Source organism: Gordonia otitidis (assembly GCF_020735545.1).
Taxonomy (GTDB): Bacteria; Actinomycetota; Actinomycetes; order Mycobacteriales; family Mycobacteriaceae; genus Gordonia; species Gordonia otitidis.
Genome location: NZ_CP085974.1, coordinates 1953926 through 1979762 on the forward strand (window position 1 = coordinate 1953926; position 25837 = coordinate 1979762).

Below are 25837 nucleotides of genomic sequence, written 5' to 3' on the forward strand. Positions count from 1 at the left end.
CTGTCTTCTCAGCGCGACGCCCCGCCAGGGGCGATGGAGGATGATCAATGAGCACGACGCCGGTCGAAACCACCCACACCGTGGAACAGGATGGTCTTCGAGTTTCGATCCACGCACTGCCGGCGGTCAACCTGGCACTCGTCCATAACGGCGTCCCGCTGATATCGGCAATCGAGATCACCAACGCTGCCGACGTCGAGCTGACCGATCTCACGGTCACCGCTCACCTCTTGAGCGGCGAGGCGGAACTCACTGCCCCGATCACTCGCACTCACGACGGCCGAATAGCGCCCGGAGCCAGCGTCGTCTGGGACGACTTCGCGCAGTTCGTGCCCGCTACCGAGTTCCTCAAGACCTTGAACGAAAGTCAGCGCGGAAGTCTCACGCTGTCGGTATCGAGCGTGTGGGCGACACCAACTCAGATCACCATTCCGATTCGCGTCCTCGCGCACAACGAATGGTTCGCCCAGCCCGTCTTCTACGACTCTCTCGCTGCATTCGTGCAACCCAACACGCACTCCGTAACAGCGGTCCTCAACGAGGCTGCCGAGATCCTCCGCGTCGACACCGGCGACTCGTCGCTCGGCGGCTACCAGCGCGGTCCGCAGCGCGCTGCGCTCATCGCCGCCGCCATCTACGAGGCGCTACATGTCCGCGGGATCAGATATATAGACCCGCCTGCGTCCTTTGAAAACACAGGCCAGAAGGTTCGCACCACGTCGCAGGTCCTCGAAGAGCGCTTTGGCACCTGCATCGACCTGTCGGTCGCCTACGCAGCATGCCTCGAAGCCGCGGGATTGCGCCCTCTCCTGTGGATCATGGACACCCATGCATTCGCCGGATTCCTGCGCGACGACTCGACGTCACTCCCTCAGCGCTCCATCCTCGAAGAGAATGCGATGGTCAATCTCGTCGAGTCCGGGATCGGTATTCCCGTCGATGCGATCTTCTACGCGGGCGGCAAAGAGGGTTCCTTCGCGTCGGCAGTGTCGTCGGGCCGTAGGTTCTTCGGTGACCCGTCGCGGCTGAGGGGCGTGCTCAGTGTCGCAGCCGCGCGTCGCGATGGGGTTAGGCCGCTGCCCAGCGCCGATGAAGTCGCGCCACCGCAACCAGCACACGAGGTGTCGAGCCCGCGCCCCGCGCTGTCGCTTCCCCCGGAACTGCTCACGAGCGTGGCGGACGATCCGATCCTGGCCACCGACGACAACGCACCGCGACGCGTGCAGAACTGGAAAAGGTCCCTTCTCGACCTCAGCACGCGCAACCGGCTCCTAAACCTGCGGGCTTCCGCTGAGGTTATCGACCTTCACGTACCCAGTGGTGGCCTCGCGCTACTTGACGACCTAGCCCATGCAGGAAAGCGGATCACATTCACGCCGAGCGATGAACTCAGCGCCATCCATCAGCTTCAAGGTGCTCGCCGGGCGGCCGACATCGAGCCGTCACTACTTCTCGAATACCTGCAGGGCGACCGCAATGTGTACGTGGCGCTGAGCAAGGACGCGTACACGCGCCGCTTCAAGCAACTGTCACGCACAGCCCGAACGATGTTCGAAGAGACCGGCAGCGCGAACCTTTACCTCACGCTCGGCGCCATCATCCACAAGGTGTCCAGCGGGACTGAGGCGCGGGCACCCTTGTTCCTCCTACCAATCAAGATCGTCGGCGGGACGGGGAGGAGTCCGTTCGGAATCGAGATCGACTCGGCCGGAATCGCCACTCCGAACCACTGTCTCGTCCAGTGGCTCAAACTCAAGCACAACGTCATCATCGACGCACTCGAGAATCCCAAGACCGACGCGTCCGGAATCGATATCTCCCATGCATTGCGGTCCATCCGAGAGGCTCTCGTCTCCGAGAAGCTCGACCTACGCATCGACGAGGTGGCGACCGTGTCGATCTGCCAGTTCGGCACCTTCGGCATGTGGAAAGACCTCGAAGATAGCTGGGAGATCCTTGAACAAAGCCCTATCGTCGCGCACCTAACCCACAATGCGGGCTCCTCCTTCCACGACCCACAGGCCGACGATGACACCCTTCTCGAACAGATTCCTGTCGACGAGACACAGGTTCCGGTGCCTATCCCGGCGGACGGGTCGCAGCTGCGCGCGATCGCGCTCGCAGCGGAGGGACGCTCATTCGTGCTGGAAGGCCCTCCCGGTACCGGTAAATCGCAGACAATCACCAACTTGATCGCCCACGCGTTGAGCAAAGGCAAGACCGTCCTCTTCGTGGCCGAGAAACAAGCGGCACTGGACGTCGTGAAATCACGTCTGGCAAAAATCCGGCTCTCCGATTTCGCTCTAGATCTTCACGGGAAATCGCTGCGCCCGAACGAGATACGCGAGCAGTTACGTCGCGCAATGGACAACTCGACCGCGTACAACGAGTACGGGTGGAGCGCCAGGCTTGCCGAGTTCAGGTCGAAGGCGGCGCCGCTAGAGGACTATCCCAGCAAAGTGCACAGCCGCAATGGCATCGACGAATCGCTCTGGCGCGCATACGAAGCCGTCGTCGCTGTCGGTGATGGACCGTCGGCACCCGTTTCCAAGGCGTACGTCACGCAACCACAAGAACCGCAATCCACCATCGTCGACGCGTTGGAACAGTTCTCTCGTGCGGCTCGTTCTGTGACGTTGGCCAAGGGAAGTCCATGGGCTATCGCCGGTCCTGAGTCAACCTCTTCCGCGGATGAGATCTCTTCCGCTACTGCTCAACTCTCGCAGTCGCTGCGGCTGGTCAGCGAGCATTCGCTGACCGACCTGCTGCGACAGCTCGAGGGTCCCGAGCGAATCGCGCGGATACTCCCCCAGGCACGTCGTCAACTCGGCCGACCGATACCCAAGAGAGAGATCGTCCAGTGGTGGCAAGGACCCCAGTTCACATCGACGAAGGCCTCACTGTTCGCCGGGCTGACGGCGCTGCAGAGCAGTAGCGCATCCGTCGTCGCAGCACTGACTCCTCTCTTCGTGGAGTCCGGCGACGTCGAATCGTTGATTGCCCAAGCCGTGGAGGCGTCGAAAGGGGTCTTCGGAAAGAAGAAGCGCCACGAGCAATTTCAACGCGATCTCGCTCCATTCACGCTAGATGGCAATGGACTTGCCCCCGAGAGCGCACTGCCATTGCTCCGCGCTATCCCCACCATTCGAGATGCGTCGATGCGCCTGCGCTCCGACGTCGCTCAGACCCTCGGCCCCTACGCGCCGGCCAGCTGGAACCCGCTGTCGCCGGACGCGCAAGCCGCGCTGAGTGATTCGTTCACTTACGTCGAGGCAACAGCCGCATTCGCCCAGTCCGAGGCTGCATCATGGAACCTGCTGGTCTCGGTTGGCTTCCCCGACGAACCAAGCATCGGCGTCCTTGAGCACGTCGTGTCGGCATGGGAGGCATGGCACAGGCGTCTGCGTCCATCCACCGATGATGCAAAGCGCTGGCTCAACGGCCGTGGCTGGATCGAGAGTTGGACTGAGTCCCAGGAGGCGTGGGATACCGATGCTGCCGAGTCGGGCTCGCGACACATACTCGGGTGGTCTCGCGCATCAGCGTTCCTCGAGCCCTTACGATCGGCCGGGATGGACGATGTGGTCAGTTCTCTGCTCGACGGCGAGCTGCCAGCATCCGATGCCCCTGTGGCATTCATGAGGGGCGCAGCGAAGATGTCGGTCCGAGAGCGACTCGACACCGAGGGACTGGCGATCTTCGACGCCGCACTACGAGACGGCGAAATCGACGACTTCGCTCGGGCGTCCGCGGCACTACGCGACGAACAGACCAAAGCCCTTCCGGCGCAACTACTCGCACGTCGCCCCTTCAAGGAGGGCGGTCTTCGCGGCGAGGTTGGCGAGCTTCGTCGTGCGCTGGACAGGAAGCGCGGCGGCGCGTCGTTCCGCAGTCTTGTCAGCAGGTACGGCGAGCATATCCAGGCTGCAACCCCGGTGATGTTTGTAAGTCCCGCCTCGCTGGCGCAGTTCATACCCCCTGGCTCGATTACGTTCGACCTCGTTGTATTCGACGAGGCGTCGCAGGTTACGGTTCCCCAGGCGATTGGCGCGCTTGGACGTGGACGGACGGCCGTCATCGCAGGCGACTCGCAACAGATGCCTCCGACATCGATCGGTCAGGTGACTGCGAATGATGACGATACCGATGACGATGACGTCGTCGTGCCGGCCGACATGGAGAGCATTCTTTCGGAGTGCGTCGACTCCGGGGTTCCGCGTCTCTGGCTTTCTTGGCACTACCGCTCGCAAGACGAATCGCTCATTAACTTCTCCAACCAGAAGTACTACGAAGGCCGTCTGGCGAGCCTCCCCTCTCCCGGTGGTGACGACACCGCGGGAGTCGAGTGGCGGCGCGTGAACGGTCAGTTCAATCGCGAAGATCGCAAGACCGAGTTCCGGACCAACCGCGTTGAAGCGGAGGAGATCGTCGCCGAAATTCGTGCGCGATTGGCATCCCCGAGGCTCGGCGCTCAGAGCATCGGTGTCGTCACTTTCAACAAGCAGCAGCAGACTCTCGTTCAGGACCTGCTTGAAGCGAGTGATGATCCCCTGGTTCGCGCGCACCTTCGGCCCGAGCTGGACGAACCGATCTTCGTGAAGAACCTAGAGAACGTGCAGGGCGACGAGCGTGACGTCATCCTATTTTCCGCTGCGTTCTCGAAGCGGCCGGGCGAGTCCAATCTCCCACTGAACTTCGGCCCCCTATCGCAAACCGGAGGCGAGAAGCGATTCAACGTCGCGATCACGCGGGCCAGGCGCAAGGTCGTCATTTTCACCTCCTTCGACCCCTCCGATATCGATCTCGCGCGTACCCGTTCTGTTGGGCTTGCACACCTTCGCGGATACCTCGAGATGGCGGGGCACGGAGTGCAACCGAATCAGTCGCGCAACGACTCGCGCAGCGACGCTCCCAGCGCAGTACAGGAAGCGGTCTGTGCGGCTTTACGTGAACGCGGCTACGAGGTCGAACTCAACTACGGATTGTCCGACTTTGTCCTTGATCTGGTGGTGCGAGAAACACATTCACCGAAGTGGCAGGTCGCCATCATGCTCGACGGGCCGCGTTGGGCGTCACGTCCAACGGTGGCCGATCGTGATCTGACACCGCGTCTACTGGAACCGATGATGCATTGGGGTGCGGTAACTCGGATATGGCTCCCCGAGTGGATCGAGTCACCCGACGCTGCAATCAAGCGCGTCGACGAAGCCGTGGCACGCGCCAATGAACGACAAAAGGCACTCGAAGCGAAGATCGAAGAAGAGGCCGCGGCTCAAGCAGCGGCAATCGAGCAAGCCAAGAGCACCAACAACGAAGACACGGAGGATTCCGAGGCCGAAAGCGTTGACACAACTGAGCATTTGGAACTGCATTGGGAGAAGCGGCGCGGAGAACTGCACACGAACAGCCCATCTGTCGTCGACAGCGATTCGCGCGACTCACCTCCTCGTGTAGCTACGACCTTGGCACCTCAGCAAGCAGGTGCTGCTGAGGCACTGATCGATACTGATGCTTCGTCTCAAGCTCAACGCGATTGGGACAGTTGCCCGGCGGAATATGTGTCCGGACCGTCCACAGTTCTTGGCTCTCGCGACGACCTCGACCGAGTCAATTCGAAGTCGGTCCGATCCACCATCACCGAGGCTGCACGCCGCACGGTGGCCGCCGAGGGTCCTATCGAACTCGACCGCTTGGCGAAGGACATCGGGAGGCGCTTCGGGTACGACCGTGTCAGCGCTGCACGTAAAGAGTTCATCACCTCGTGCGTGCCGGACTCACTTGTCCGAAAAGGACCGCTGGGGAAGTTCGTGTGGCCACACGACGTCGACATTGACGGCTGGCGCGGCTTCCGATCGACCCCGGCCGACCTGACCCGCCTTCTTCCCGACATCGCACCCGAGGAGATTGCCAACGCAATGGCTTTCGCTTGTCGGGGGTGCGAACTTGACGACGAGACACTGATGCGCGAGACACTCGCGCTGTTCGGTCAGAAACGACTCACGGAGCAGAATCGTGAACGACTGCGCGCGTGCATTGTTTACGGGATCGAGTCGGGTCGCTTGCTGCGCGTCCGTGGTGCGATCAGAGCGGGGGCGTGACGCTGCGGATCGTCCGCCAACCATACCCTCACTTATGTGACAACCGACGGTAAGATGGGGCTATGCCGTCAGATCTGCCAGACAACGGATGGCCTGCCCTCGACTTCGAATCCGTCGACTGGTCGCCGACCGTTCCCGTCGATCTGCTGACTAGGGCGCAGCGTGAGCGTTACCGGGGACCGTACTCCGCAGCCGTCGTACCGGCCATCGCCAAACGCTCCCCTTCGCTTCCCGACGATGTCGTCACACTGGCCTCTGAAGCCGCGCTGACCCTCACCCGGTTCGACGCCGAACTCGGGCGTGACATCGCACCGTTTTCGTCCATTCTGTTGCGTTCGGAGTCGGCGGCATCGTCCCAGATAGAGAATCTCTCGTCAGGCGCCAAGCAGATCGCACTCGCAGAGTTGGGCAGCCGCGACAAGCGCAACGCATCGGCCATCGTCGCGAACGTCGCTGCAATGTCCGCCGCGGTCGAGCTCGCCGACCACCTCGATCCTGCAGCCATCCTTTCCATGCATCGTGCCCTGATGGAGTCACAGGACCCGACAATTGCTGGGCGCTTGCGCAGAGATCAGGTCTGGATTGGCGGCAGCAGCATTGGCCCGCACGACGCAGATTTCGTGGCGCCTGTCGCCGCGAAGGTGCCCGGGCTGATTGACGATCTGATCGATTTCACACACCGCGTCGACCTACCTCCGCTTATCGTCGCGGCCATAGCGCACGCGCAATTCGAGACAATCCATCCGTTTCCAGACGGCAACGGGCGCACGGGGCGCGCTCTCCTGCAGTCAATGCTGCGCAAGCACGGCGTCACCCGCAACGTCACCATCCCGGTGTCTGCTGGATTGCTGTCGGACACCTCCAGCTACTTCTCATCACTGGACGCCTACCGCAACGGCGACGTCTCGCCAGTAGTCGAAAGGATCTCGCACGCAGCGATTCTGGCTGTGGACAACGGACGAGCATTAGTCGCCGACCTACACCGAATACGGGCTGGCTGGGACGCCCGACTTCGCGCCCGGCGCGGGTCTGCGGCCCAACGACTCCTCGACGTCCTGCCGCGGCGCCCAGTCATCGACAGTAAGGAGGTTGCGGCACAGCTGGACATCTCCGCCGACAACTCTGGCAGAGCAATCCGACCGCTCGTCGATGCCGGGATTCTGCAGGAGTTCACTGGGTTCAACAGGAATCGAATGTGGCAGGCCGTCGAGGTTACCGCCGCACTCGATGCCTTCGCCGACAGGGCTGCGCGTCGCAGTCGATAGTCATCCGAATCACTAGCCACGGATCAACGAGTCTTAGACGAACTCAGTCCCGTTTGTCCGCGACTGTCGAACCACAGCTGGACCGTCTCGCTAATCCGACGTCTGTTCCAGCGGATCGGGCATCGATGCGGATGGACTTTGAATCCGCGCTTTTTCGCGTGAGTCCGAAACTCCTTGCATCCACTTCCCGGCGCGGCCCATTCCCATGAACCCAAAGTCGACTGCCTTTGCGCCAATTGCGAGTGCGCTGTCGGCTGCGAGCTTGGCCCGGTCACCGACCTCAGCGAGAGCATCTTGGATGCTCGGGTCTTCCTTCTCGGCCCATCCCATGACCTGACTGCGCCGTGCAACGGCGAATTGGTCAAAGTCACTACGCAGTGACTTCATGTCGGACTTGAGCTGGTCGACAGACATGAACCTGACGATCTCGAGCGGACGAACCTGCGCGAACTCGACAAGACCCTCTCGCGCCTGACCAAGGATCTCACCATCGCGAGTGAGCTGGGTTCTCAGAAGATTCCGCGAATCCTGAATGACATTCTCAAGGTGTTGCGGTTCCGTAGCTTGGACCCGGGCAATTCGCAGACGTTGCCACTGATATAGCGCGTCTTCGGCAATCACCATAAGCCTTAGCGTCTCGCCGATTCTGCTTGTGCCGACCACTCTTTCCAAATACGCGGCGCGATCCTGGACCGGCTGTTCGGAGTCGAATCCATCCAGCGCGTCTTTGATGTGTGAACGCAACTTCTCAATAGTGATCTCGAGTTGCGGACCAAGGGCGGCAATCGCATCCCAGTCCGCGGATGTCACTGATCCGTATTTATCGAGATATTCGGCCAGGCGCGACACGCTTTCGTGCTGCCCGACGACGTCTCCTGCCCTTTCGGCCTTGGCGAGGGCAAGCAATTCGTCGACCTTGCCCTCCACTCTCTCGACAGCCTCCTCAACCGAGGCGATAGCCGACTTGAGTGCCATCTGCACCGCGAACATCTGCAGCGCCATCGCCTGCGATGGACCCAGCGGAACCCGCTGCCATTGCAGCTGGCCCGCGAACTTTCCACCAGAGTTCACCACCGTCATCCGGTTGTAGCCGTCCGTGCCCGGGATGACCTTGTGCATGCGCAAGAGCTTCATACTCGCCGGCGACAGTCTGACGAACTCTCCGGCCTGAACGGCAGCGTTGCCGATTCCGGCCGCAGTCGCTGCTGCGTTCGTGGCGCTGCTCTTGGAGAGATCCACAACATCTGAGGCTTCACCTACGAAACTTCGTATGTGTGCGACATATCCATCGACACTCTCCCGATCCCCCGCCAGCACCAAGCCTTCTTCGTCGACCAACAGTGACAACTCGCCATCAACCCGTGCTGTCGCGCCTTGTACTTCGTCCCCAGTCATGTCCAAATCCTCCCATTCTGCACTGACATGCAGCGTAGATAGAGGCTCACGGATCCGCACGCGAACCGAAAGGCCCGCAAACGCGGCGATAGCTGGGGCCACTGCTCCACACGCCTGTCCGATTCTGCATAATCGACACCGTGACCGGAGTCACTCCGCGACCCTGAACCCCAGGACACCACACCGAGCCACGCGAGACCCAGGAGCACCCATGCAGAGCACAATGCAAGACGCACCGCTGCAGATCGCGCAGATCCTGCGCCACGGCAGCACGGTCCACGGCGATGCCGAGGTCGTGACCTGGACCGGAGACGGCTCGCGGCGTCGTAGCTACGCCGATGTCGGACGACGTTGCGCACAGTTGGCACACGCCCTGCGCGGGCTCGGCATCGACGGCGACCAGCGCGTCGCGACCTTCATGTGGAACAACGCCGAGCACCTCGAGGCCTACCTGGCCGTGCCGTCGATGGGCGCGGTCCTGCACACCCTCAACATCCGACTCTTCCCCGAGCAGCTGATCCACGTGGCCAACCACGCCGAGGATCAGGTCATCATCGTCGACGCGTCGCTGCTGCCCCTGCTCAACCCACAGCTCCCGCAGCTCACCACCGTCAAGCACATCGTCGTCACCGGCGACTCCGCCGACGGCGTCGACGCTCCCGACGGCGTGCAGGTGCACTCGTACGAGGCGCTGATCGCCGAGCAGCCCGTCGACTTCGACTGGCCCGAGGTCGACGAGCGTTCCGCCGCTGCGATGTGTTATACGTCGGGCACCACCGGCGATCCGAAAGGTGTTGCCTACAGCCATCGTTCGATCTACCTGCACTCCATGCAGGTCTGCATGACCGACGGACCGGGGCTCAGCCAGGGCGACCGCGCACTCGCCGTCGTGCCGCAGTTCCACGCAATGTCATGGGGTCTGCCTTATGCGGCGTTCATGATCGGGGCGTCGCTCATCATGCCCGACCGCTTCCTGCAGCCCGAACCGCTCGCCGCGCTGATCGCCGCCGAACAGCCGACCACTGCCGCAGCCGTCCCGACCATCTGGCTCGGCCTGCACCAGTACCTCACCCAGCACCCACAGGACATCTCCTCGCTGCGCGACGTGCTGATCGGCGGCTCCGCGGTGCCGCCGTCGTTGATGCACATCTTCGAGGACGAGCACAACGTCGAGGTACTCCACGCCTGGGGCATGACCGAGACCTCGCCGCTGGGCTCGGTCGCCCGGCCGCCCGCCGGCAGCGAAGGCGACGAGAGGTGGCGCTACCGCTACACGCAGGGTCGCTTCCCGGTGTCTGTACAGGCGCGACTCGTCGGCGACAACGGCGAAACCCTCCCCCACGACGGAAAAACCGTCGGCGAACTCGAGGTCCGCGGCCCGTGGATCACCGGCGCCTACTACGGCGTCGACGCTCCCGACAAGTTCGACGACGGCTGGCTGCGCACCGGCGACGTCGGCTCGATCACGCCCGACGGCTACCTCACACTCACCGACCGCACCAAGGACATCATCAAGTCCGGCGGTGAGTGGATCTCCTCGGTCGACCTCGAGAACGCTGTCATGGGCCACCCCGACGTCCTCGAAGCAGCAGTCATCGGCGTCCCCGATCCGAAGTGGGACGAGCGGCCCCTGGTCGCCGTGGTGCTGAGCGAGGGTTCCGACGCGACGCCTGAGTCGCTGCGAGAGTTCTTGTCCGACAAGGTGGCCAAGTGGCAGCTCCCGGAGAACTGGACCATCATCCCCGAGGTCCCCAAGACCAGCGTCGGCAAGTTCGACAAGAAGCGCCTGCGGTCGACGTTCCACGACGGAGGCCTCGACGTCACACGGTTGTGACGACGCGAGCCCCCGGTCGCTGTTGTCGATCTACGAGAAGAACTCGACCGATCCCCAGCTCCACGGATTGGGCTTCGACTTCGGAGCATTCTTCTTGGGTTTCGGCTGTGGCTTAACCTGCGGTTTCGGCTGTGGGCGAGGTTGCGGCTGAGGCTGTGCCTGCGGGGCGGATTGCGGTGCCGGCTTGGATCGCGACCCACCCTCGCACGCAACGCCATCGCCGTCCCGGTCCAGTGCGGATCGGTACCCGTCCTGTCCGCGATAGATGGGCGCGACGCCCGCATCACGCGCTGCCTGGCAGTTCTTGTAGTAGGCAACCGGAGTCGGAGCAGCCGACGCTACGGGCGCCACTGCCAGAAATCCGGTGACCACGCCACCCGCGATCAGACCGGCAACAGCCGAGTACTTCTTGTTCATCTATAACCCGTTCTCTCGAATCGATCAGTGACAGTACTGAAAGGTGTAGGCGCCGTTGGCTTGCGCCTGCTTGCGGCTGACCAACAGCCCGTTGACCCGAATCACGCACATGACTCGTCCTCCACGGTCATCGGTGATGAACGTCGACACATAGGTAGAACTCGACGTAGCCCTGTATCCGTAGTCGCGGCAACCATTACGCATGTTCACGAATTCATCTTGCGGCGCGCCTTTGCTGTCCCAGTACTCGAGCTCTACGGGCCCTGACCCGCACCACGTGTACTGGACGAAATCACCCGGATTCACGGCGCGAGCGGATGCCTTGCCAGCGCCCATCGCGCTCAAGGCAATCGCCGTCAACGACACAAGCACGCCTACGAATGCGGCAATTCTTCCGTTCACTGGCCCCCCGATTCTGGTAACTATCAGGCCGCCTCACGTCGAGGCGCCCGGTTCACTACTGCGTTACAACAGCCGCTCAATTGTGTCGCGCTCGGTCGACGTCCATGGGAGATTAACGTCCACCAATCAGATGAATTTCTCAGAGCACCACAACAGCCGCGTGACGAGAATGCGGAGGCAACTCTGGCCCTTTCGAGGCCAGGATCGATAGCACTGTCGGGCGCCGCAACCTCCTGCAACCCTGTTGCCGCAACGCACCTCATCCCTAGCGTGTGACCTGTTACACATCAACGAGGATGGAGTGCATCATGAGCGTGGCCCATGTGACAGGTGCAGCTCGCGGCATCGGTAGATCGATCGCCCTACGACTCGCACAGGACGGACACGACGTCGCGGTATCGGATCTGCCGTCGATGAGCGCGGAACTCGAATCGACGCGCGGCGAGATCGAAGCTGTCGGAGTCAAGTCAGTCGCATTGAACGGTGATGTTTCCCAGCATGATTCGGTCACACAACTCGTGGTCGACACCGCGGAAGCACTCGGCTCGCTCGATGTGATGGTCGCGAACGCCGGGATCGCGCAGACGAAAGCACTGCTGGACGTCAGCCCCGACGAGTTCGACGCGGTGCAGGCAGTCAACGCCCGCGGTGCCTTCCTCTGCTACACCGAGGCAGCACGACAGATGATCAAGCAGGGACATGGCGGCAAGATCATCGGCGCTGGTTCGATCGCTGCGCACAAAGGCTTCCCACTGCTCGGCGTCTACTGCGCGTCGAAGTTCGCTCTGCGGGCCCTGACCCAAACCGCAGCCCAGGAGTGGGCGGTCCACGGCATCACCGTCAACGCATACTGCCCTGGAATCGTTGACACGATGATGTGGGAGGAGATTGACCGCGACCTCGGCGAGATCAACAAGGTGGGTAAGGGCGAGTCGATGAAGGCAATGGCGGCCGGCATCACCCTCGGCCGCGTGTCCACGGGGATCGACGTCGCGAAACTCGTGTCCTTCCTCGCCGGACCCGACTCCGACTACGTCACCGGCCAGGCAATTCTCGTGGACGGCGGCATGGTCTTCGTCTGACGCCGCGTCGCGGATCGCACCCACAACCGTCACCCCCCAGACGCCGCCCGACCTCGCAGACGCGGCTGGTGTACCGACCGCGTCTGCGAACTAGGGCCGCGTTCGGGACGGGCGCAGTCCTACACTCACCCCATGCCCTCCGACCCCCTGACGCTCGGCCAGCAGCTGGTCGCGGTGCTGGAGGGTGGCAGGCGCACGTCGACGTACAAGCTCGCGGTGATGGTCGCGCTCCTCGACCTTGCCGTCGAATCCGTTCCCGACGACCCCCCGGCCGAGGTATCCATCGACCTCGACGACCTGACCGACCGCGTGATGGCACTCTACTGGACCCAGTTGCGACCACTCAGCGAACGAGATCAGCTGGTGCTCCGACAATCGCGCGACGGCCGCGGCGTCATCTTCTCCGCACTTGAACAGCTCCGCGCCGAATGCCGCTCCCTACGCGAAGTCCCCATCGAGACCGCGAAAATGGCTGCTCCACAGCACTACTCCGCGGCGCACGACACCATCAAGAAGACTCTCGTCCGCTACCCGCTACACCTGCTGCAGCAGGTCGGCACCCACACGCACGAGTGCTTCCTCTACGACGACTCGTGGATGGGCACCGACTCGACCCGCGTCATCGCCGACCACGGCAACCGACTCCTACTCTTCGCCGGCGTCTGCCACACACTCGCTCGGCTCGCACCACTGGTGAAGCCCGCATTCCAGCTCGCATGGGTCGACGACGTGCGGCACATGAACCGTGACGTCCTCGACAACGGCCCCGACATCGCCGACCACCTCTTCGGCACCGAACGCGTTTCGCTGATCAGACCCGCGGGCATCCTCGCCGACCAGTTCGGCAACGACTGCTTCTACTGCAACGCCCGCCTGCGCGCCGGACGTCACGTCGACCACGTCCTCCCGTGGTCACGTACCGGGATCGACGGCCTGGCGAACCTCGTCCTGTCCTGCCATCCGTGCAACACAAGCAAATCCGACGTCCTGCCTGCACCCTTCTACGTAGTCCGGGTCCTCGATCGCGGCCGCGACGTCATCGACACCCTGGCCGAGAGCATTCGCTGGCCCAGCCAGTACGACCGCGTCCGATCGGCATCACACGGCCTGTACTCAACCCAGCCCGACACCACACCGGTCTGGCTGGGCCGCAAGCACATCGAACCGTTGAAACGCGTCGACGTCGAGTTCGACGAACACGATATCGATCTGTGAGTTGCACGCCGCCCCACGACGACGCACACAGTCGGATATGACCGATTTACGCACTATTGCAACACGTTTCGGCCGCAATGGACTCGTTCCAGCAGTCCGAAGGCACCTCGGCGGTTAGGTTGGCTCAAGACCACAGTGCCGTAACGGGGAGGCGAGATGACTCAAACCAATTCGGACTCACCAGAAGCAGCCAAACACACGCTGCGTCGCGACGTCGGGCTCATCGGACTTCTGTTCGCCAGCGTCGGATCGATCATCGGCAGCGGCTGGTTGTTCGGCGCCATGAACGCCGCGCAGAAGGCCGGTCCCGCCGCGATCATCTCGTGGGCGTTGGGCGCCTTCATGATCCTTCTGATCGCACTCACGTTTGCCGAACTCGGGACCATGTTCCCGGTGTCGGGTGGTGTGGTGCGCTTCCCGCACATCGTCTTCGGCTCGTTCGCGAGCTACACCGGTGGCTGGATCCTCTGGATCGCCTGCGGCACTGTAGCTCCGATTGAGGTCGAGGGCGCACTGCAGTACGCCACCAAATACGCGGCGTTCACAGAGAAGAGCACCGTCGACGGCAGTACGGTGCACACACTTACCGGACTGGGTTACATCGTCGCATTCGTGCTGCTGGCACTGTTCGTGGTCATCAACTACGTCGGCGTCCGATGGTTCGCCCGCATCAACAACGTGCTGGTGTGGTGGAAGCTCGCGATCATCCTGATCGTCATCATCGCCTTCCTGGCCACCCAGTTCCGCACCGACAACTTCACCTCGCAGGGCTTCATGCCCAACCACTGGCAGGGCGTCTTCGAGGCCATCGCGACGTCGGGAATCGTGTTCTCCTTTCTCGGTTTTCGCCAGGGAATCGAACTCGCCGGAGAAACGTCGAACCCACGCAAGTACGTGCCCATCGCCGTCATCGGCTCGGTGGTGCTCACCGGCGTCATCTACGTGGCCCTCCAGGTGGCGTTCATCGGCTCACTCAATCCCGCCGACTTCGCCAGAGGCTGGTCGGAGATGGGCTTCAAGAACGACTTCGGTCCACTGGCCGCCATCGCCACCGCTCTCGGACTGGCATGGCTGGCCACGCTGCTCTACATCGACGCGATCGTGTCGCCCGCCGACACCGGCCTGATCTACACCACTGTCACCGCGCGCGTCTCCTACGCCATGGCGCGCAACGGCAACGCGCCACGACCCCTGGCCAAGACGACGCACCGCGGCGTCCCACTCGTCAGTCTGCTGGTCGCGTTCGTGCTCGGATTGATCGTGCTGCTGCCGTTCCCGAGTTGGCAGCAGCTCGTCGGGTTCATCACGTCCGCGACCGTGCTGTCCTTCGCTGCGGGACCGGTGGTTGTTGCCGCGCTGCGTCGTGCCGCACCAGAACTCGACCGCCCCTTCCGTGTCCCGGGTGGCGACGTGATCCCGGTACTCGCGTTCGTCTCGTCGAATCTCATCGTGATCTGGTCGACGTGGACGATCAACTTCAAGCTGTTCATCGCGGTCCTCATCGGCCTGGTGTTGCTCGCCGTCCTCGAGATGGTCTACGACCAGCCGGTGCTCGAGATGCGTTCGGGCTCGTGGATCATCATCTGGCTGGCCGGCCTCGCCCTGATCTCCTACCTCGCAGGCGATCTCGACGACTCCGCCATCCTCGGGTTCTGGCCGGCCAACATCGTGACTGTGGTGTTCAGCATCATCGTGTTTTACGTCGCCGTGCATTACCGGCTGCCGGAGAAGACCATGCGCGAACACATGGAGCAGGTGAAGTCCGACGCCGCGCTCGAAGACGAAGAACTTGGCTGAGCGCCCTCAACCGGCGGGCACTCAGTCAGCAGAGGTCACCACTGCGGCACGCGGAGGCGCCCGAACCGAGCGGGATGTAGGGCCCCCGAACCCGGACAGTCCTCACGCTAGCCGCGCAGCATTTCCCTGGTCCCGTCAAGAAATGCTGCAACGTCGAATCGTTCGCGCGCACCGAAACAAACTCCCTATGCCCCGCCACCTCATGTGGTGGCGGGGTGGGCTTCGCGCGACGACTCGGTTGAGTTCCCGCGGCGTGTGTCAGGCCGCGTCGGGCAGAGACGGTGGGTCGGTCCCGCCCGGCGAGTCGACGCCGCTCGCAGGGCCCGGTGGATCCGGCAGACTCGGCGGCTTGGGCGGATCGGGGGCGTCGGGGCCGGACGGGGGCCAACTGAAGTCGACTCGTGTGTCGCTGACGAGGACGAGCCCGCTCGGCACTGCCGAGGTCAGCGAGGCCTCGACCGAACTGCGCGCGGCATCGGTGTTACGTCTCGAGTCTCCGGCGTTGTCCGTACCCTCGCCGTCCGCCATGCGTGAAGGGCTCACCGAATGGGAGGAGTAGCCAACGTCGGTGCCACTGACATGACCTGTGACAGACGCTGAACGGTGAGCGAGGTAGTCGCGCAAGTCAACGGCGACGTCGGCAGCACGGTTGATGTGCTCAGGGTTGAGCGGCATACCCGGCGCGGAATTGAGTCGCCACGCGACTCGGCCGGTGTCTGGTCCGTCAGCGATGATGCGCGTGGTGTACTGGCCGGGCTTCGGCCCAACCCGGCGATTGTGGATGGCGCAGGCCGGCACCAACTGATCGATATCCGTCAGTCCACCGTCGGCCCAATCTTTTGCCGCGTGATGCATCTGCACCCGGGAGGCTGGTTCCGTACATCCCGGAGCCGAACACATGCTGCCTCCGTCGGAGGCGAACGACGCGAAGCGCTGTCCCACAGTGGCGATCCGTTTGGACCTACCCAGATACAGCGGAACCGTGGTGTGATCGGCGAAGACCGCCAGAAAAGGCTGGGCGCCACTGGAAGCGGCCATCTCGACCACATCGGCGATCGGCAGCAGCGACCCGGTCGCGGTCTGCGCCACCCCGGCGCCTGCTTCGAGCTCAGCCAATGTCGTTTTCACGATCACCTGGATCGGCAGTCCCCGGTGGGTGTTGCCAAGCATCCCCGACGCCAAGACGCGCTCCAACAGCGCTGAGAGCGCATCATGGTTGCGCTGCGCACGCGAGCGGGTGTCACGTTCAGCTGCAGCCGCCACGTCTTCGGCATTGGCGGCCGTGGCCGGACCTGACGGCGAGGCGGGATCGTCGGGATTGTTCATCCCGGGGGTGGCCCATGCCTCCAACACCACATCGAGACGGGCCCGAGCCACCGGATCGAGATCGGCGGTCAGGCGCGACATCAATTGTGCGTTCTGACGATTCACCCACAGACGACGACGTCGTTTGCGATCCTTGTCGTCGGTGATTGAGCCGTCCGGGTCCAGATGAGCCAACAATCGCATGCCCAGGTTGGTGACCTCGGCTGGTGTGAACTGTGTTGCGTAGTCGGCCATCTGCGCCTCGGCGGCAACCTTGGTGTCGTCGGGGATGTCGTGTGGGATTGCTTTCAGGATGTCCAGCACGGCCTGGGCATGCGCACCGGCAATCGTGCCCTCGACAACGTGCTCGGCCAAGCGGGGACAGGTAGGCGCCAGCCGTTCACCGCCGTATGAGGTGAATGTTCCTGTCGCCGTGATCAATCGATGACGTGCCGCCGGGTCTCCGATATGCAGATGGTGTGACAAGAAGGCACGGACATCGCGGTATCCGAGCTTGCGGGGTACATCTCGATCGGATGCCTCCACCACCAACCGATCGGTAACCGCGCTCGACGTCCGCCTCGCCAACCGCTCAGCGTGAACTGCGGCCTCCGCCACGGCGGCATCCGACAATGTCGACACGTCGACCTGTGCCAACTCGTCGAGCACAACCGCCAACTGGCCCAGCTTCTCGGCGATGGCAGCATCCGGGGAACCTGGGAGGGCAGCGTCGAACACGGCCGAAGTCATCGACCCTGATCCCAAACCGACACGCCCGCTTGGGACTTCGTCATCATTTCCTTGCACCTGGCGCCACCCCCGCCCCCTAACCTGTGCCGTCGACAACTGTTGATCGGTGAACAATGCTGAGTAGAGAACAATGCTGAGTAGTTAAGCAAACACGCCGGTGATTGGCCGACGGTTGATCGAATGTGTGTTCTATGATAGCGGACTAATCCGACATCCTCAAGGATTTGTCGAACATGTTTCGGCTCATCGTCTGAGTCCGTACATCGCCCGCAATGTCGGACTCGCCTGGCACACTTACTCGACGCGCCATGCATCACGGACGCACTGCGCATCACCACAGTCGAGAGGGTTGACGCATGCCGCACACGATCCCGCAGGCACCTCGCTTCGCATCGAATGCCGAAGAGGCGATCTGGGAACGGCTGAACGAGCAACTCTCCGACGCCGACCTGCTCATCGCGAATCAACGAGTTACCGACCATGACAAAGACCACGAGATCGACCTGGTGGTGGCGATCGAGGGCGCGGGAATCGCCTGTCTCGAGGTCAAGGGCGGCGAGGTGTGGCACGACGGCGAGTCGTGGTGGCAGACGCGTAGCGGCCGACCACCGAAACGGATAGCGCCAGTCCGGCAAGCGTTGGAGGGCTGCTATTCGCTTCGCGATTTCATCGAGGCCGATCCGCGGTGGACGCAGGGCCGCCGACGCTGGGATCATCTCGTCGTCTTTCCGCACTCGCAGGTCCCCGCCGATTTCGCGCTACCGGACTGCCCACGGTGGAAGATCATCGATCGCACCCAACTCGACGAGGTGATGCCGCTGGTCCGACGGGTGCTGTTGCAGAAGACGTCCGATCTACCGTTCCTCGACAGCAGCGGTATTGAGCAACTCATGGTGGCGCTCGGCGGTCGGGGCCTTCCTCAACGCGACGTGGTCGCACGCGCGATCGACAACGAGAACGTCGCCGATGCACTCACAGCAGATCAAGCGGTCATCTTGCGCGCTATCGACGCGTTGCCGCGCGTCGAGATCCGAGGCGGCGCCGGGAGCGGAAAGACCTTCCTCGCACTGGAACAGGCGCGTCGCCTCACGCGAGCGGGGCAACGCGTCGCGTTGGTCTGTTACTCGCATGGTCTCGCGTCATACCTCGAACGCATCACGTCGGCGTGGAACCGCAAAGACAGACCGTCGTACGTCGGCGAGTTCCACGACCTCGGGATGCAATGGGGTGCCGCTGCCGGACCGGACGAGTCTGTGCGCAGCGAGGCTGCGTCGCAGTTCTGGGAACACGAACTGCCGCAACAGATGCGCGATCTGGCCGACACGCTCCCACCCGGCAAGCGATTTGACTCGATCATCGTCGACGAGGCGCAAGATTTCGCAGACGAGTGGTGGCCGCCTCTCCTCGCAAGCCTGCGCGACCAGGAAACCAGCGGAATCTACGTGTTCAGCGACGAGGCACAGCGCGTCTTCGACAGGCAGGGTTCACCGCCGGTCCTGCTCGTACCCATCGTCCTCGATCACAACCTCCGAAACACGCGCCAGATCGCCAGATCATTCAGTTCGCTTGTCGGACAACGCATGCTACTCAAGGGTGGCGAAGGGCCCGACGTTCGATTTGTTCCGTGCACCGCAGAAGAGTCACTCGAGGCGGCCGACGACCAGATCGACGCCCTCCTCGACGACGGCTGGCGTCCCGAGGACATCGCGCTACTCACCACCGGTAGCCGCCATCCGGAACAGATCGAACGGCAGGCTGAGGGCAACAAGTCGTACTGGGCCACGTTCTGGGACGACGACCAGGTCTTCTATGGCCACGTACTCGGCTTCAAAGGGCTGGAGCGTCGAGTAATCGTGCTCGCACTCAACGAATCACAGCCGAGAGACAGGTCGACGGAGCGCCTCTACGTGGGGCTGTCGCGGGCGCGGGACCAGCTCGTGGTGTGCGGTGATCCAGAGTTCGTGCGCACCGTCGGAGGAACGGAGGTTGCGCGTCGACTCGGCGTCGACTGATTTACGAGTCAGGCTCTACCAGACCGTCAGAGGTCGACCGACTTGTTGCTCGCGACGTCGGGCTGGTCGCCGGACACGATCGCCTTGGCGTACTTCAGTAGCGCAACGGGTTTCGGGCTGTCGAGAGTCCAGTACTCGGCGGAGTCTGCGTGCACCTTCAGCAGCGCGACGCCCGGGTCCTCCCGACCCTTCTCGAACCAGGCTTCTGCGTGAGGGTTCCACAGCTCGTCAATGAGCTTCTGGTCGTGGGTGACCGACGCCGTTCCCGCGATCGACAGGTAGCTGTCGTCGGCTTGGAGACTCACGTTGACGTGTGAGTCCTCAGCAACCTGGCCGGTCTTGGGCGATGGGTCGACGGTGAAGAAGTACAGATCGCCGTCGAACTTCCTGTCCAGCACGGCGAGCGGCCGACTCAGCAGCCGGCCGTCGGACTCACTGGTAGTGACGAAGGCGACGTTGGCCTTGGAGATCAGTTCGCCGATGCGCTCGAATTCGGTGTTGTCAGCAGTCATGGTTTTCACGCTACGCGCAAGTGCTCACTCCGCCCACCGTCGTACAATCCCCCTGCCCACGGGGCGCCTGCAGGAATCGACAGCCGCGTACCCCCCGCCATCGCACCGTTCGCACCTACCCTGAAACCATGCGGTTCGTCATCTACGGCGCAGGAGCCATCGGCGGCGTCATCGGTGCTCACCTGGCACTTTCCGGAGCCGACACAACTCTGGTCGCACGTGGTGAGCATCTGCGTGCAATGCGCGAACACGGACTCGTCCTCGACACCGCGGACGGGCGACAATCGGTTTCAACCGCCCTTGCGTCGAATGCCTCGGAGGTCGGCTGGGACGACGACACCGTCGTTCTCCTCGCCGTCAAATCACAGCAAACCGCCGCTGCGATCGATGACCTCCGCGCGCACATGCCCGTCAACACTCCAGTCGTCTCCGCGCAGAACGGCGTCGCCAACGAACGCGAACTGCTGCGCGTGTTCCCGCACGTGTACTCCCTGTGCGTGATGCTGCCCGCGCTCCATCTCGAACCGGGCGTCGTGGTGCAGGCGTCGTCGAATCGTCCCGGAATCCTCGACGTCGGCCGCTATCCGTCGGGTACAGACGAGGTGGCACAGGCGATTTCGTCGGCATTACGGACCGCGACGTTCCTGTCCGAGCCGCGCTCGGACATCATGGCGTGGAAGTACCGCAAGCTGATCATGAACCTGGTCAACGGCATCGACGCCAGCTTCCGCGACGACGGCCAGGCGTTCAGCGAACTCGTGCGGCGTGCACGGGCCGAAGGCGAGCAGGTCATTGCGGCGGCAGGTATCGACATCATTTCGGATGCCACCGACAAGCAGCGCCGCGGCGACGCCATCGTGCGCCGCGACACGGGCGAGGACTCGCTGGGCAGTTCGACGTGGCAGAGCGTCGCGCGTGGTTCGGGCAGCGTCGAAACCGACTACCTGTCTGGCGAGATCGTGCTGCTCGGCCGGTTGCACGACGTCCCGACGCCGGTCAACGCCGTCGTCCAAAGCGAAACCAACCGGCTCGTGCGCGAGGGACTGCCTGCAGCGAGTTCGGATGCGCAGATCGCACTTTCGGGCCTGGCGTCGAGGTAGTCTCTCGCGCCGCAGCCGAGTCCCGGGGCGCATTGGAGTCCTCCGGTGGACTCGCGATCGGCCTGTCATCGGCAGCCGGCGGCGAAACGAGCGGTCCGGGTGCGCCTTTCTCGATCTCCTTCAGGATCTCCTCACACGTAGCGACCGCGATCCCGCACAGTTTCCGACCACGAGCGGTGAGTGCAGGATCGGTCGATCGGTCGCGCCACACCTGCAGCATGCGTCGCGCTGTCGCTGCGATCTCGCGCGGGTCGCTGTCAGGCGAGAGACCCAGGCGCAGCGCAGGGTCGGCTCCGTGTGAACCGAGCAACGAGACGAGTTCGTCGCGTACGGGTTTGGGAAGATCGTGGTCCTCACGCAACTGCGGGAAGCGCTCCGTGCGAGTGCTCGGTCCGACTCCGCGATGCGCCGTCGGAACCGCGAACATCTCCGTGGGCGAGTTCGGATCTGCCTGTTCCCCGCTTTGGCAGGACTGCGGGATCGGTCCGGAAGGTGTTGCCATGTGCATCTCCTTGCTCGTGCCGCTGGCACTACGTCTAGGGAAGGCAGCGACCCCGCCGCGACATTGTCGTCTACGACGGGGTCACATCGCGAGGGTGTGGTCTATCGACGAGGTGATCTTGTCTCGTTCACGTCGTCGACTCTGCCAGTCGACCCTTGCCACTCGATCAACACGACCTGAGAGCAGCCTTCGGATCGGCTAGCCACCCGCCTCCCGCCTCCCGCCCCGTTGACATCCGCCGAGGCAGCTGTCGCTTCCGTGAGAACAGGCATGAGCGCGCTGATCCGCCTCCGCAGTTACACCCAATCCTGCTGTGTCTCAACGTCCTCACTGCAGGAGATGATTCCGGTGTCGAGCGCGACGAGGTATTCAACGCAGATGGCGGCCCGCGCGCCCCGTGACGAGCTCACCGTCACGGAGGCGCGGGCCGCCGAGAATCCGCTGATGCGGGTTGCTCTACTTGAACACCCCGAGCTTGCCGAACTTGTCGGCCAGCTTGTAGTACACCGCCAGCCGGGGATTGGACTTGCCGTCCTTCATTTCCTCGAGAACATCCTTGATCGCGTTGTCGAGGTAGGCATCGTTCTCGGTCAGACCGAGCTTCTTCTTGAGGAAGTTCTCGCGAACCGTCTTGAGCTCCTCCGGATCGCTGGCCGAGACGAGCGCGGCGTCGGCGTTCGACAGGGCAAGGCGGTAGGTCGACGCCATCTTCTCGACCACGGCGGGGTCGGCGTCGGGTACGTACTTCTTGACGGTTTCCAGGGCATCAGACATGGGACACTCCATTGGGTTGTCACTGGTACAGGCGTCACGGTACGCCCGCACAGACCATCAGGCCGGACGAATCGCGGGTTGTCGGGAATGTCCGTACGCGCAACGGCGGACCACTCCACCGAAGGATGGCGCGCCCACGGCAGGGCGCCTACTTTAGATCCGTTCGTCTATCACTCCGACCCCGCCCGCGGTGGTCACTTCGCACCCTTCGAGGTACCCGACAGCTACGCCTCGGAACTACGTGCGTTCTTCCGTTCGTTCCGCTGACACGGACGGATAGCTCGAAACCCAACCAAGCATTCGCTTGGTTTGTTACGGTCCAGGCTGCGGCAGCGATAGGCAGCGAGGCGAACATGGGGTTCTTCAAGCAAACCAGTCCCGAAGTCGACTTCCCGACGTGGAGTCAGGGAACGCGAGCCGAGAAGATCCGCCCCATGGCACGGCAGTGGGCCGAGGTCGGGTTCGGCACCCCTGTTGCTCTTCATCTCTTCTACGTGGTCAAGATCCTCGCGTACATCGCCGTCGGTTGGGCCATCGTCGCAGCGACGCCCGGCATCGGCGGATTCTTCGACGTCGCGTCCTGGTACAACGAGCCGGTCGTGTTCCAGAAGATCGTTCTGTACACGATGCTCTTCGAGGTCGTCGGGCTCGGTTGCGGCTTCGGACCGCTCAACAACAGGTTCTTCCCGCCGCTGGGATCGATCTTGTACTGGCTGCGCCCCAACACGATTCGCCAGCCACCGTGGCCTACTCGGGTACCACTGACCCGAGGCGACGTACGCGGACCCGTCGACATCGCGCTCTACGCCGCACTCCTCGTCATGCTCGTGGTGGGCCTCGCGAGTCCCGGCAGCAGACCGCTGCCCGACCTCGACACGGCAACCGGTGCGCTACCGGTATGGGAGGTCTGGACGATTCTCGCGCTCCTCGCCGTGGTCGGATTACGCGACAAGACAGTCTTTCTCGCCGCACGCGGTGAGGTGTACGGCGCGCTGTGTGTGACGTTCCTGTTCACCGGTGTCGACATGATCGTCGCGGCGAAGATCGTCTTCCTGGTGATCTGGCTCGGCGCGGCGACGTCGAAGCTGAACAAGCACTTTCCGTTCGTGATCGCCACGATGATGTCGAACAACGCGGTGATTCGATCGCCGAAGATGAAACGTCTGTTCTTCGAGCGCTTTCCGGACGATCTGCGGCCGGGCAGACCGTCGCGGTGGATAGCGCACTTCTCCACCGCGGTGGAGGGCCTCGTGCCGATCGTGTTGTTCTTCTCGCACGGCGGGTGGCTCACCTGGGTCGCCGCGGCTGTCATGCTGATCTTCCACTTCGGAATCCTCAGTTCCATTCCGATGGGAGTTCCGTTGGAGTGGAACGTCTTCATGATGTTCGGGGTGCTCGCACTGTTCGTCGGGCATGCCGACCTCGGACTCACCGACCTCGAGCATCCATGGTGGGTTGCGCTGCTGTTCGTCGTGGTCGCCGGCACCGTGGTCATCGGGAATCTGTTTCCGCGCAAGGTGTCGTTCTTGCCGGGGATGCGCTATTACGCAGGCAACTGGGACACGGGCATCTGGTGTATGACGCCGTCGGCGTCGGAGAAGCTCGAGAAGAACGTGGTGGCCATCGCGGCACTACCGGCATCGCAACTGCAGCGCATCTACGGCACCCCGGAAGCCGCCCAGGTCGCGCTCTACATGGGATATGCGTTCCGCGCCTTCCACAGTCATGGCCGCGCCTTGTTCACCCTTGCGCATCGAGCGATGGCGGACCACGACGAATCCCAGTACATGCTGACCGACGGTGAACGCATCTGCTCGACGGCGATGGGCTGGAACTTCGGCGACGGCCACCTCTCCAATGAACAGCTGATCGCCTCGCTCCAGAAACGATGCGGGTTCGAGCCGGGTGAGGTACGGATCGTGCTCGTCGACGCCCAGCCCATACACACCCAGACTCAGCAATACCGGCTGATCGACGCCGCGACAGGCGAATTCGAGAGAGGTTACGTACGCGTCGCCGATCTCGTGACCCGACAGCCGTGGGACGACGAGGTCCCGGTCAGCGTGACCTGGACAGCAACATCCGCTGACCGGCAATCGCAGTGATCGTCTTGTCCTCGCCCGGCCGACCGTCGAGTCGATGCGTCAGCCAGCTGATCGCGAGCGGCCCCGAGAGCGGCAGTAGCGAATAGTGTTCTGTCACAAGGTCGCGTACGTAGGTGACCGGAACACCCAGGTCGCGGTACCGCTGTGCCTGGGCGTCGACGTCGTCGGCGTCGATCACCTCGTCGTGCACGGCCTGCATCACCAGTAGCGGCACGCTCGGCGGGTGGGTGCCGAGTTGCAGATCGTCCATCATCTCGACGATGCCGGGGTCGGCGAGTAGGTCGGCGAGCGGAATGTCGAAGTAGTCGTCGAGGTCGTGATTGCGGAAGCGCCGAATGGCAGCGAGCGTCGGCAGCCGGGTCGCCTCGTCGAGGTTGCGTGCACCGAAGTCGGTCGCATGCTCGTTGATCATGCGATCGAGAGCGGGATAGACCCGACGCAAACCGGCAATCACGAGAATCGGTAGCCCGGCATGCAGACCGCCGTTGAGTCGCAGCAGCGTCGACGCCATGTCGCCGACCGGTGAGCCCAGCACGGCCCCGACGATGTTGAGTTCAGGTGCGTAGTCGGGTGCCACCTCGGCAGCCCACGACGTTGCCAGCCCGCCACCCGAGTATCCCCACATGCCGATCGGACTCGTGGGGTCGAGCGCGAGGGGTTCGAAGGAGAGTGCGGCCCGAATCCCGTCCAGCGCACGGTAACCCGGCTCGCGGGGAGCGCCCCAGGCACCCTTTGCGCCCTCGTGGTCGGGAATGGAGACTGCCCAGCCCTTCGCAAGCGCGCGTCGGACCACCATGAACTCGAACGGAGCAACCGCACGCGAGGCGTCGGCGCCCTTCTGCAGGGCATAGGACGGAAAACACTGTGACGTCACCGCGTCGATCGCACACTGAAAGGACAGCACTGCGGGATTGGGATGCTTCGACCGATCGGGTACGACGACCGTCGTGACGGTCGCGTCGGGTTTGCCGTCGAGATCGGTCGACCGATACAGCAGTTGCCATGCCTGGTGATGGGACACCCAGAAGTTCTTGAGTTCGACCTGCCGAGAGCGGATGACCTCCCCCGGACCGTACGAACCCAAGTCGGACGGAGCGTCGTAGAAGCTGTCCTCGGTGGGCAGCAGTGGGCCACCCGCGACATCGGCGACCGGTGCTGCGGTTGTCGACGGCACTGTCAACATCTCCGCTGTCATGTCACTCTCCTCATTGCTACTTGTATTTGCCAACACTCACAGGCGGAGGCGCATTCCGTCCGAGACCGATCGGATGA

Annotated in this window: 16 protein-coding genes; 9 read left to right on the forward strand and 7 right to left on the reverse strand. The window is 63.1% G+C overall.

Features of this window, described 5'->3' with window-relative positions; all coding sequences use genetic code 11:
- The first annotated feature begins 47 nt into the window (after positions 1-47).
- Positions 48-6098 (forward strand): DUF4011 domain-containing protein, encoded by a 6051-nt coding sequence (locus LK459_RS08860; protein WP_227922816.1) that lies wholly within the window; start codon positions 48-50, stop codon positions 6096-6098.
- 62 nt (positions 6099-6160) lie between these two features.
- Positions 6161-7363, forward strand: a complete 1203-nt coding sequence (locus LK459_RS08865) for a Fic family protein (RefSeq protein WP_227922817.1) — start codon at positions 6161-6163, stop codon at positions 7361-7363.
- Between the two features lie 90 nt (positions 7364-7453).
- Here the strand turns inward: LK459_RS08865 and LK459_RS08870 are convergent, their stop codons facing one another.
- The gene (locus tag LK459_RS08870) at positions 7454-8758 is read right to left on the reverse strand and encodes a hypothetical protein (RefSeq protein ID WP_227922818.1); all 1305 of its coding nucleotides are present in this window, start codon (positions 8756-8758) and stop codon (positions 7454-7456) included.
- 211 nt (positions 8759-8969) lie between these two features.
- On the opposite strand from LK459_RS08870, the gene LK459_RS08875 reads away from it, so the two are divergent.
- Positions 8970-10592, forward strand: a complete 1623-nt coding sequence (locus tag LK459_RS08875; RefSeq protein ID WP_227922819.1) for a long-chain fatty acid--CoA ligase — start codon at positions 8970-8972, stop codon at positions 10590-10592.
- Between the two features lie 30 nt (positions 10593-10622).
- Here the strand turns inward: LK459_RS08875 and LK459_RS08880 are convergent, their stop codons facing one another.
- Complete coding sequence (locus LK459_RS08880) at positions 10623-11009, reverse strand: excalibur calcium-binding domain-containing protein (protein ID WP_227922820.1); 387 nt, start codon at positions 11007-11009, stop codon at positions 10623-10625.
- Positions 11010-11033: 24 nt separating this feature from the next.
- Complete coding sequence (locus LK459_RS08885; protein ID WP_227922821.1) at positions 11034-11345, reverse strand: hypothetical protein; 312 nt, start codon at positions 11343-11345, stop codon at positions 11034-11036.
- Between the two features lie 374 nt (positions 11346-11719).
- On the opposite strand from LK459_RS08885, the gene LK459_RS08890 reads away from it, so the two are divergent.
- The 3 genes from LK459_RS08890 (at position 11720) to LK459_RS08900 (ending at position 15505) form a co-directional block, all read left to right on the forward strand.
- On the forward strand, positions 11720-12493 hold the full coding sequence (locus LK459_RS08890; RefSeq protein ID WP_227922823.1) for an SDR family oxidoreductase: 774 nt from the start codon (positions 11720-11722) through the stop codon (positions 12491-12493).
- A 132-nt stretch (positions 12494-12625) separates the two neighbouring features.
- Positions 12626-13708 (forward strand): HNH endonuclease, encoded by a 1083-nt coding sequence (locus tag LK459_RS08895; protein ID WP_227922825.1) that lies wholly within the window; start codon positions 12626-12628, stop codon positions 13706-13708.
- A 156-nt stretch (positions 13709-13864) separates the two neighbouring features.
- The gene (locus LK459_RS08900; protein WP_227922827.1) at positions 13865-15505 is read left to right on the forward strand and encodes an APC family permease; all 1641 of its coding nucleotides are present in this window, start codon (positions 13865-13867) and stop codon (positions 15503-15505) included.
- Positions 15506-15763: 258 nt separating this feature from the next.
- On the opposite strand, the gene LK459_RS08905 is transcribed toward LK459_RS08900, so the two are convergent.
- Complete coding sequence (locus LK459_RS08905; RefSeq protein ID WP_227922829.1) at positions 15764-17560, reverse strand: HNH endonuclease signature motif containing protein; 1797 nt, start codon at positions 17558-17560, stop codon at positions 15764-15766.
- 356 nt (positions 17561-17916) lie between these two features.
- Between LK459_RS08905 and LK459_RS08910 the strand changes: the two genes are divergently transcribed.
- Positions 17917-19572 carry a nuclease-related domain-containing DEAD/DEAH box helicase gene (locus LK459_RS08910; protein ID WP_227922830.1) on the forward strand — a complete coding sequence of 552 codons (1656 nt, stop codon included), beginning with the start codon at positions 17917-17919 and terminating at the stop codon, positions 19570-19572.
- A gap of 26 nt (positions 19573-19598) precedes the next feature.
- Here LK459_RS08910 and LK459_RS08915 read toward each other — a convergent pair whose 3' ends face one another.
- Complete coding sequence (locus tag LK459_RS08915; RefSeq protein WP_227922832.1) at positions 19599-20084, reverse strand: pyridoxamine 5'-phosphate oxidase family protein; 486 nt, start codon at positions 20082-20084, stop codon at positions 19599-19601.
- A gap of 128 nt (positions 20085-20212) precedes the next feature.
- On the opposite strand from LK459_RS08915, the gene LK459_RS08920 reads away from it, so the two are divergent.
- Positions 20213-21184, forward strand: coding sequence for a ketopantoate reductase family protein (locus LK459_RS08920; RefSeq protein ID WP_227922834.1), 972 nt, complete (start codon positions 20213-20215; stop codon positions 21182-21184).
- Positions 21185-22142: 958 nt separating this feature from the next.
- Here LK459_RS08920 and LK459_RS08925 read toward each other — a convergent pair.
- Complete coding sequence (locus tag LK459_RS08925; RefSeq protein WP_007239096.1) at positions 22143-22460, reverse strand: DUF2853 family protein; 318 nt, start codon at positions 22458-22460, stop codon at positions 22143-22145.
- A gap of 353 nt (positions 22461-22813) precedes the next feature.
- Between LK459_RS08925 and LK459_RS08930 the strand changes: the two genes are divergently transcribed.
- Entirely contained in the window at positions 22814-24565 is a 1752-nt protein-coding gene (locus LK459_RS08930) for a DUF3556 domain-containing protein (RefSeq protein WP_227922836.1), read from the forward strand.
- Here LK459_RS08930 and LK459_RS08935 read toward each other — a convergent pair.
- Positions 24519-25760 carry a lipase family protein gene (locus LK459_RS08935; RefSeq protein WP_227922838.1) on the reverse strand — a complete coding sequence of 414 codons (1242 nt, stop codon included), beginning with the start codon at positions 25758-25760 and terminating at the stop codon, positions 24519-24521. The two genes, LK459_RS08930 and LK459_RS08935, sit on opposite strands and share 47 nt — an antisense overlap.
- Positions 25761-25837 lie beyond the last annotated feature (77 nt).

What these genes read in the sequence shown, in the direction of transcription:
- LK459_RS08870 (WP_227922818.1), bottom strand. Translation starts at nt 8,758, where the DNA reads ATGACTGGGGACGAAGTACAAGGCGCGACAGCACGGGTTGATGGCGAG.
- LK459_RS08915 (WP_227922832.1), bottom strand. Translation starts at nt 20,084, where the DNA reads ATGACTGCTGACAACACCGAATTCGAGCGCATCGGCGAACTGATCTCC.
- LK459_RS08920 (WP_227922834.1), top strand. Translation starts at nt 20,213, where the DNA reads ATGCGGTTCGTCATCTACGGCGCAGGAGCCATCGGCGGCGTCATCGGT.
- LK459_RS08865 (WP_227922817.1), top strand. Translation starts at nt 6,161, where the DNA reads ATGCCGTCAGATCTGCCAGACAACGGATGGCCTGCCCTCGACTTCGAA.
- LK459_RS08905 (WP_227922829.1), bottom strand. Translation starts at nt 17,560, where the DNA reads ATGACTTCGGCCGTGTTCGACGCTGCCCTCCCAGGTTCCCCGGATGCT.
- LK459_RS08925 (WP_007239096.1), bottom strand. Translation starts at nt 22,460, where the DNA reads ATGTCTGATGCCCTGGAAACCGTCAAGAAGTACGTACCCGACGCCGAC.
- LK459_RS08880 (WP_227922820.1), bottom strand. Translation starts at nt 11,009, where the DNA reads ATGAACAAGAAGTACTCGGCTGTTGCCGGTCTGATCGCGGGTGGCGTG.
- LK459_RS08900 (WP_227922827.1), top strand. Translation starts at nt 13,865, where the DNA reads ATGACTCAAACCAATTCGGACTCACCAGAAGCAGCCAAACACACGCTG.
- LK459_RS08930 (WP_227922836.1), top strand. Translation starts at nt 22,814, where the DNA reads ATGGGGTTCTTCAAGCAAACCAGTCCCGAAGTCGACTTCCCGACGTGG.
- LK459_RS08895 (WP_227922825.1), top strand. Translation starts at nt 12,626, where the DNA reads ATGCCCTCCGACCCCCTGACGCTCGGCCAGCAGCTGGTCGCGGTGCTG.
- LK459_RS08890 (WP_227922823.1), top strand. Translation starts at nt 11,720, where the DNA reads ATGAGCGTGGCCCATGTGACAGGTGCAGCTCGCGGCATCGGTAGATCG.
- LK459_RS08860 (WP_227922816.1), top strand. Translation starts at nt 48, where the DNA reads ATGAGCACGACGCCGGTCGAAACCACCCACACCGTGGAACAGGATGGT.
- LK459_RS08910 (WP_227922830.1), top strand. Translation starts at nt 17,917, where the DNA reads ATGCCGCACACGATCCCGCAGGCACCTCGCTTCGCATCGAATGCCGAA.
- LK459_RS08935 (WP_227922838.1), bottom strand. Translation starts at nt 25,760, where the DNA reads ATGACAGCGGAGATGTTGACAGTGCCGTCGACAACCGCAGCACCGGTC.
- LK459_RS08875 (WP_227922819.1), top strand. Translation starts at nt 8,970, where the DNA reads ATGCAGAGCACAATGCAAGACGCACCGCTGCAGATCGCGCAGATCCTG.
- LK459_RS08885 (WP_227922821.1), bottom strand. Translation starts at nt 11,345, where the DNA reads ATGGGCGCTGGCAAGGCATCCGCTCGCGCCGTGAATCCGGGTGATTTC.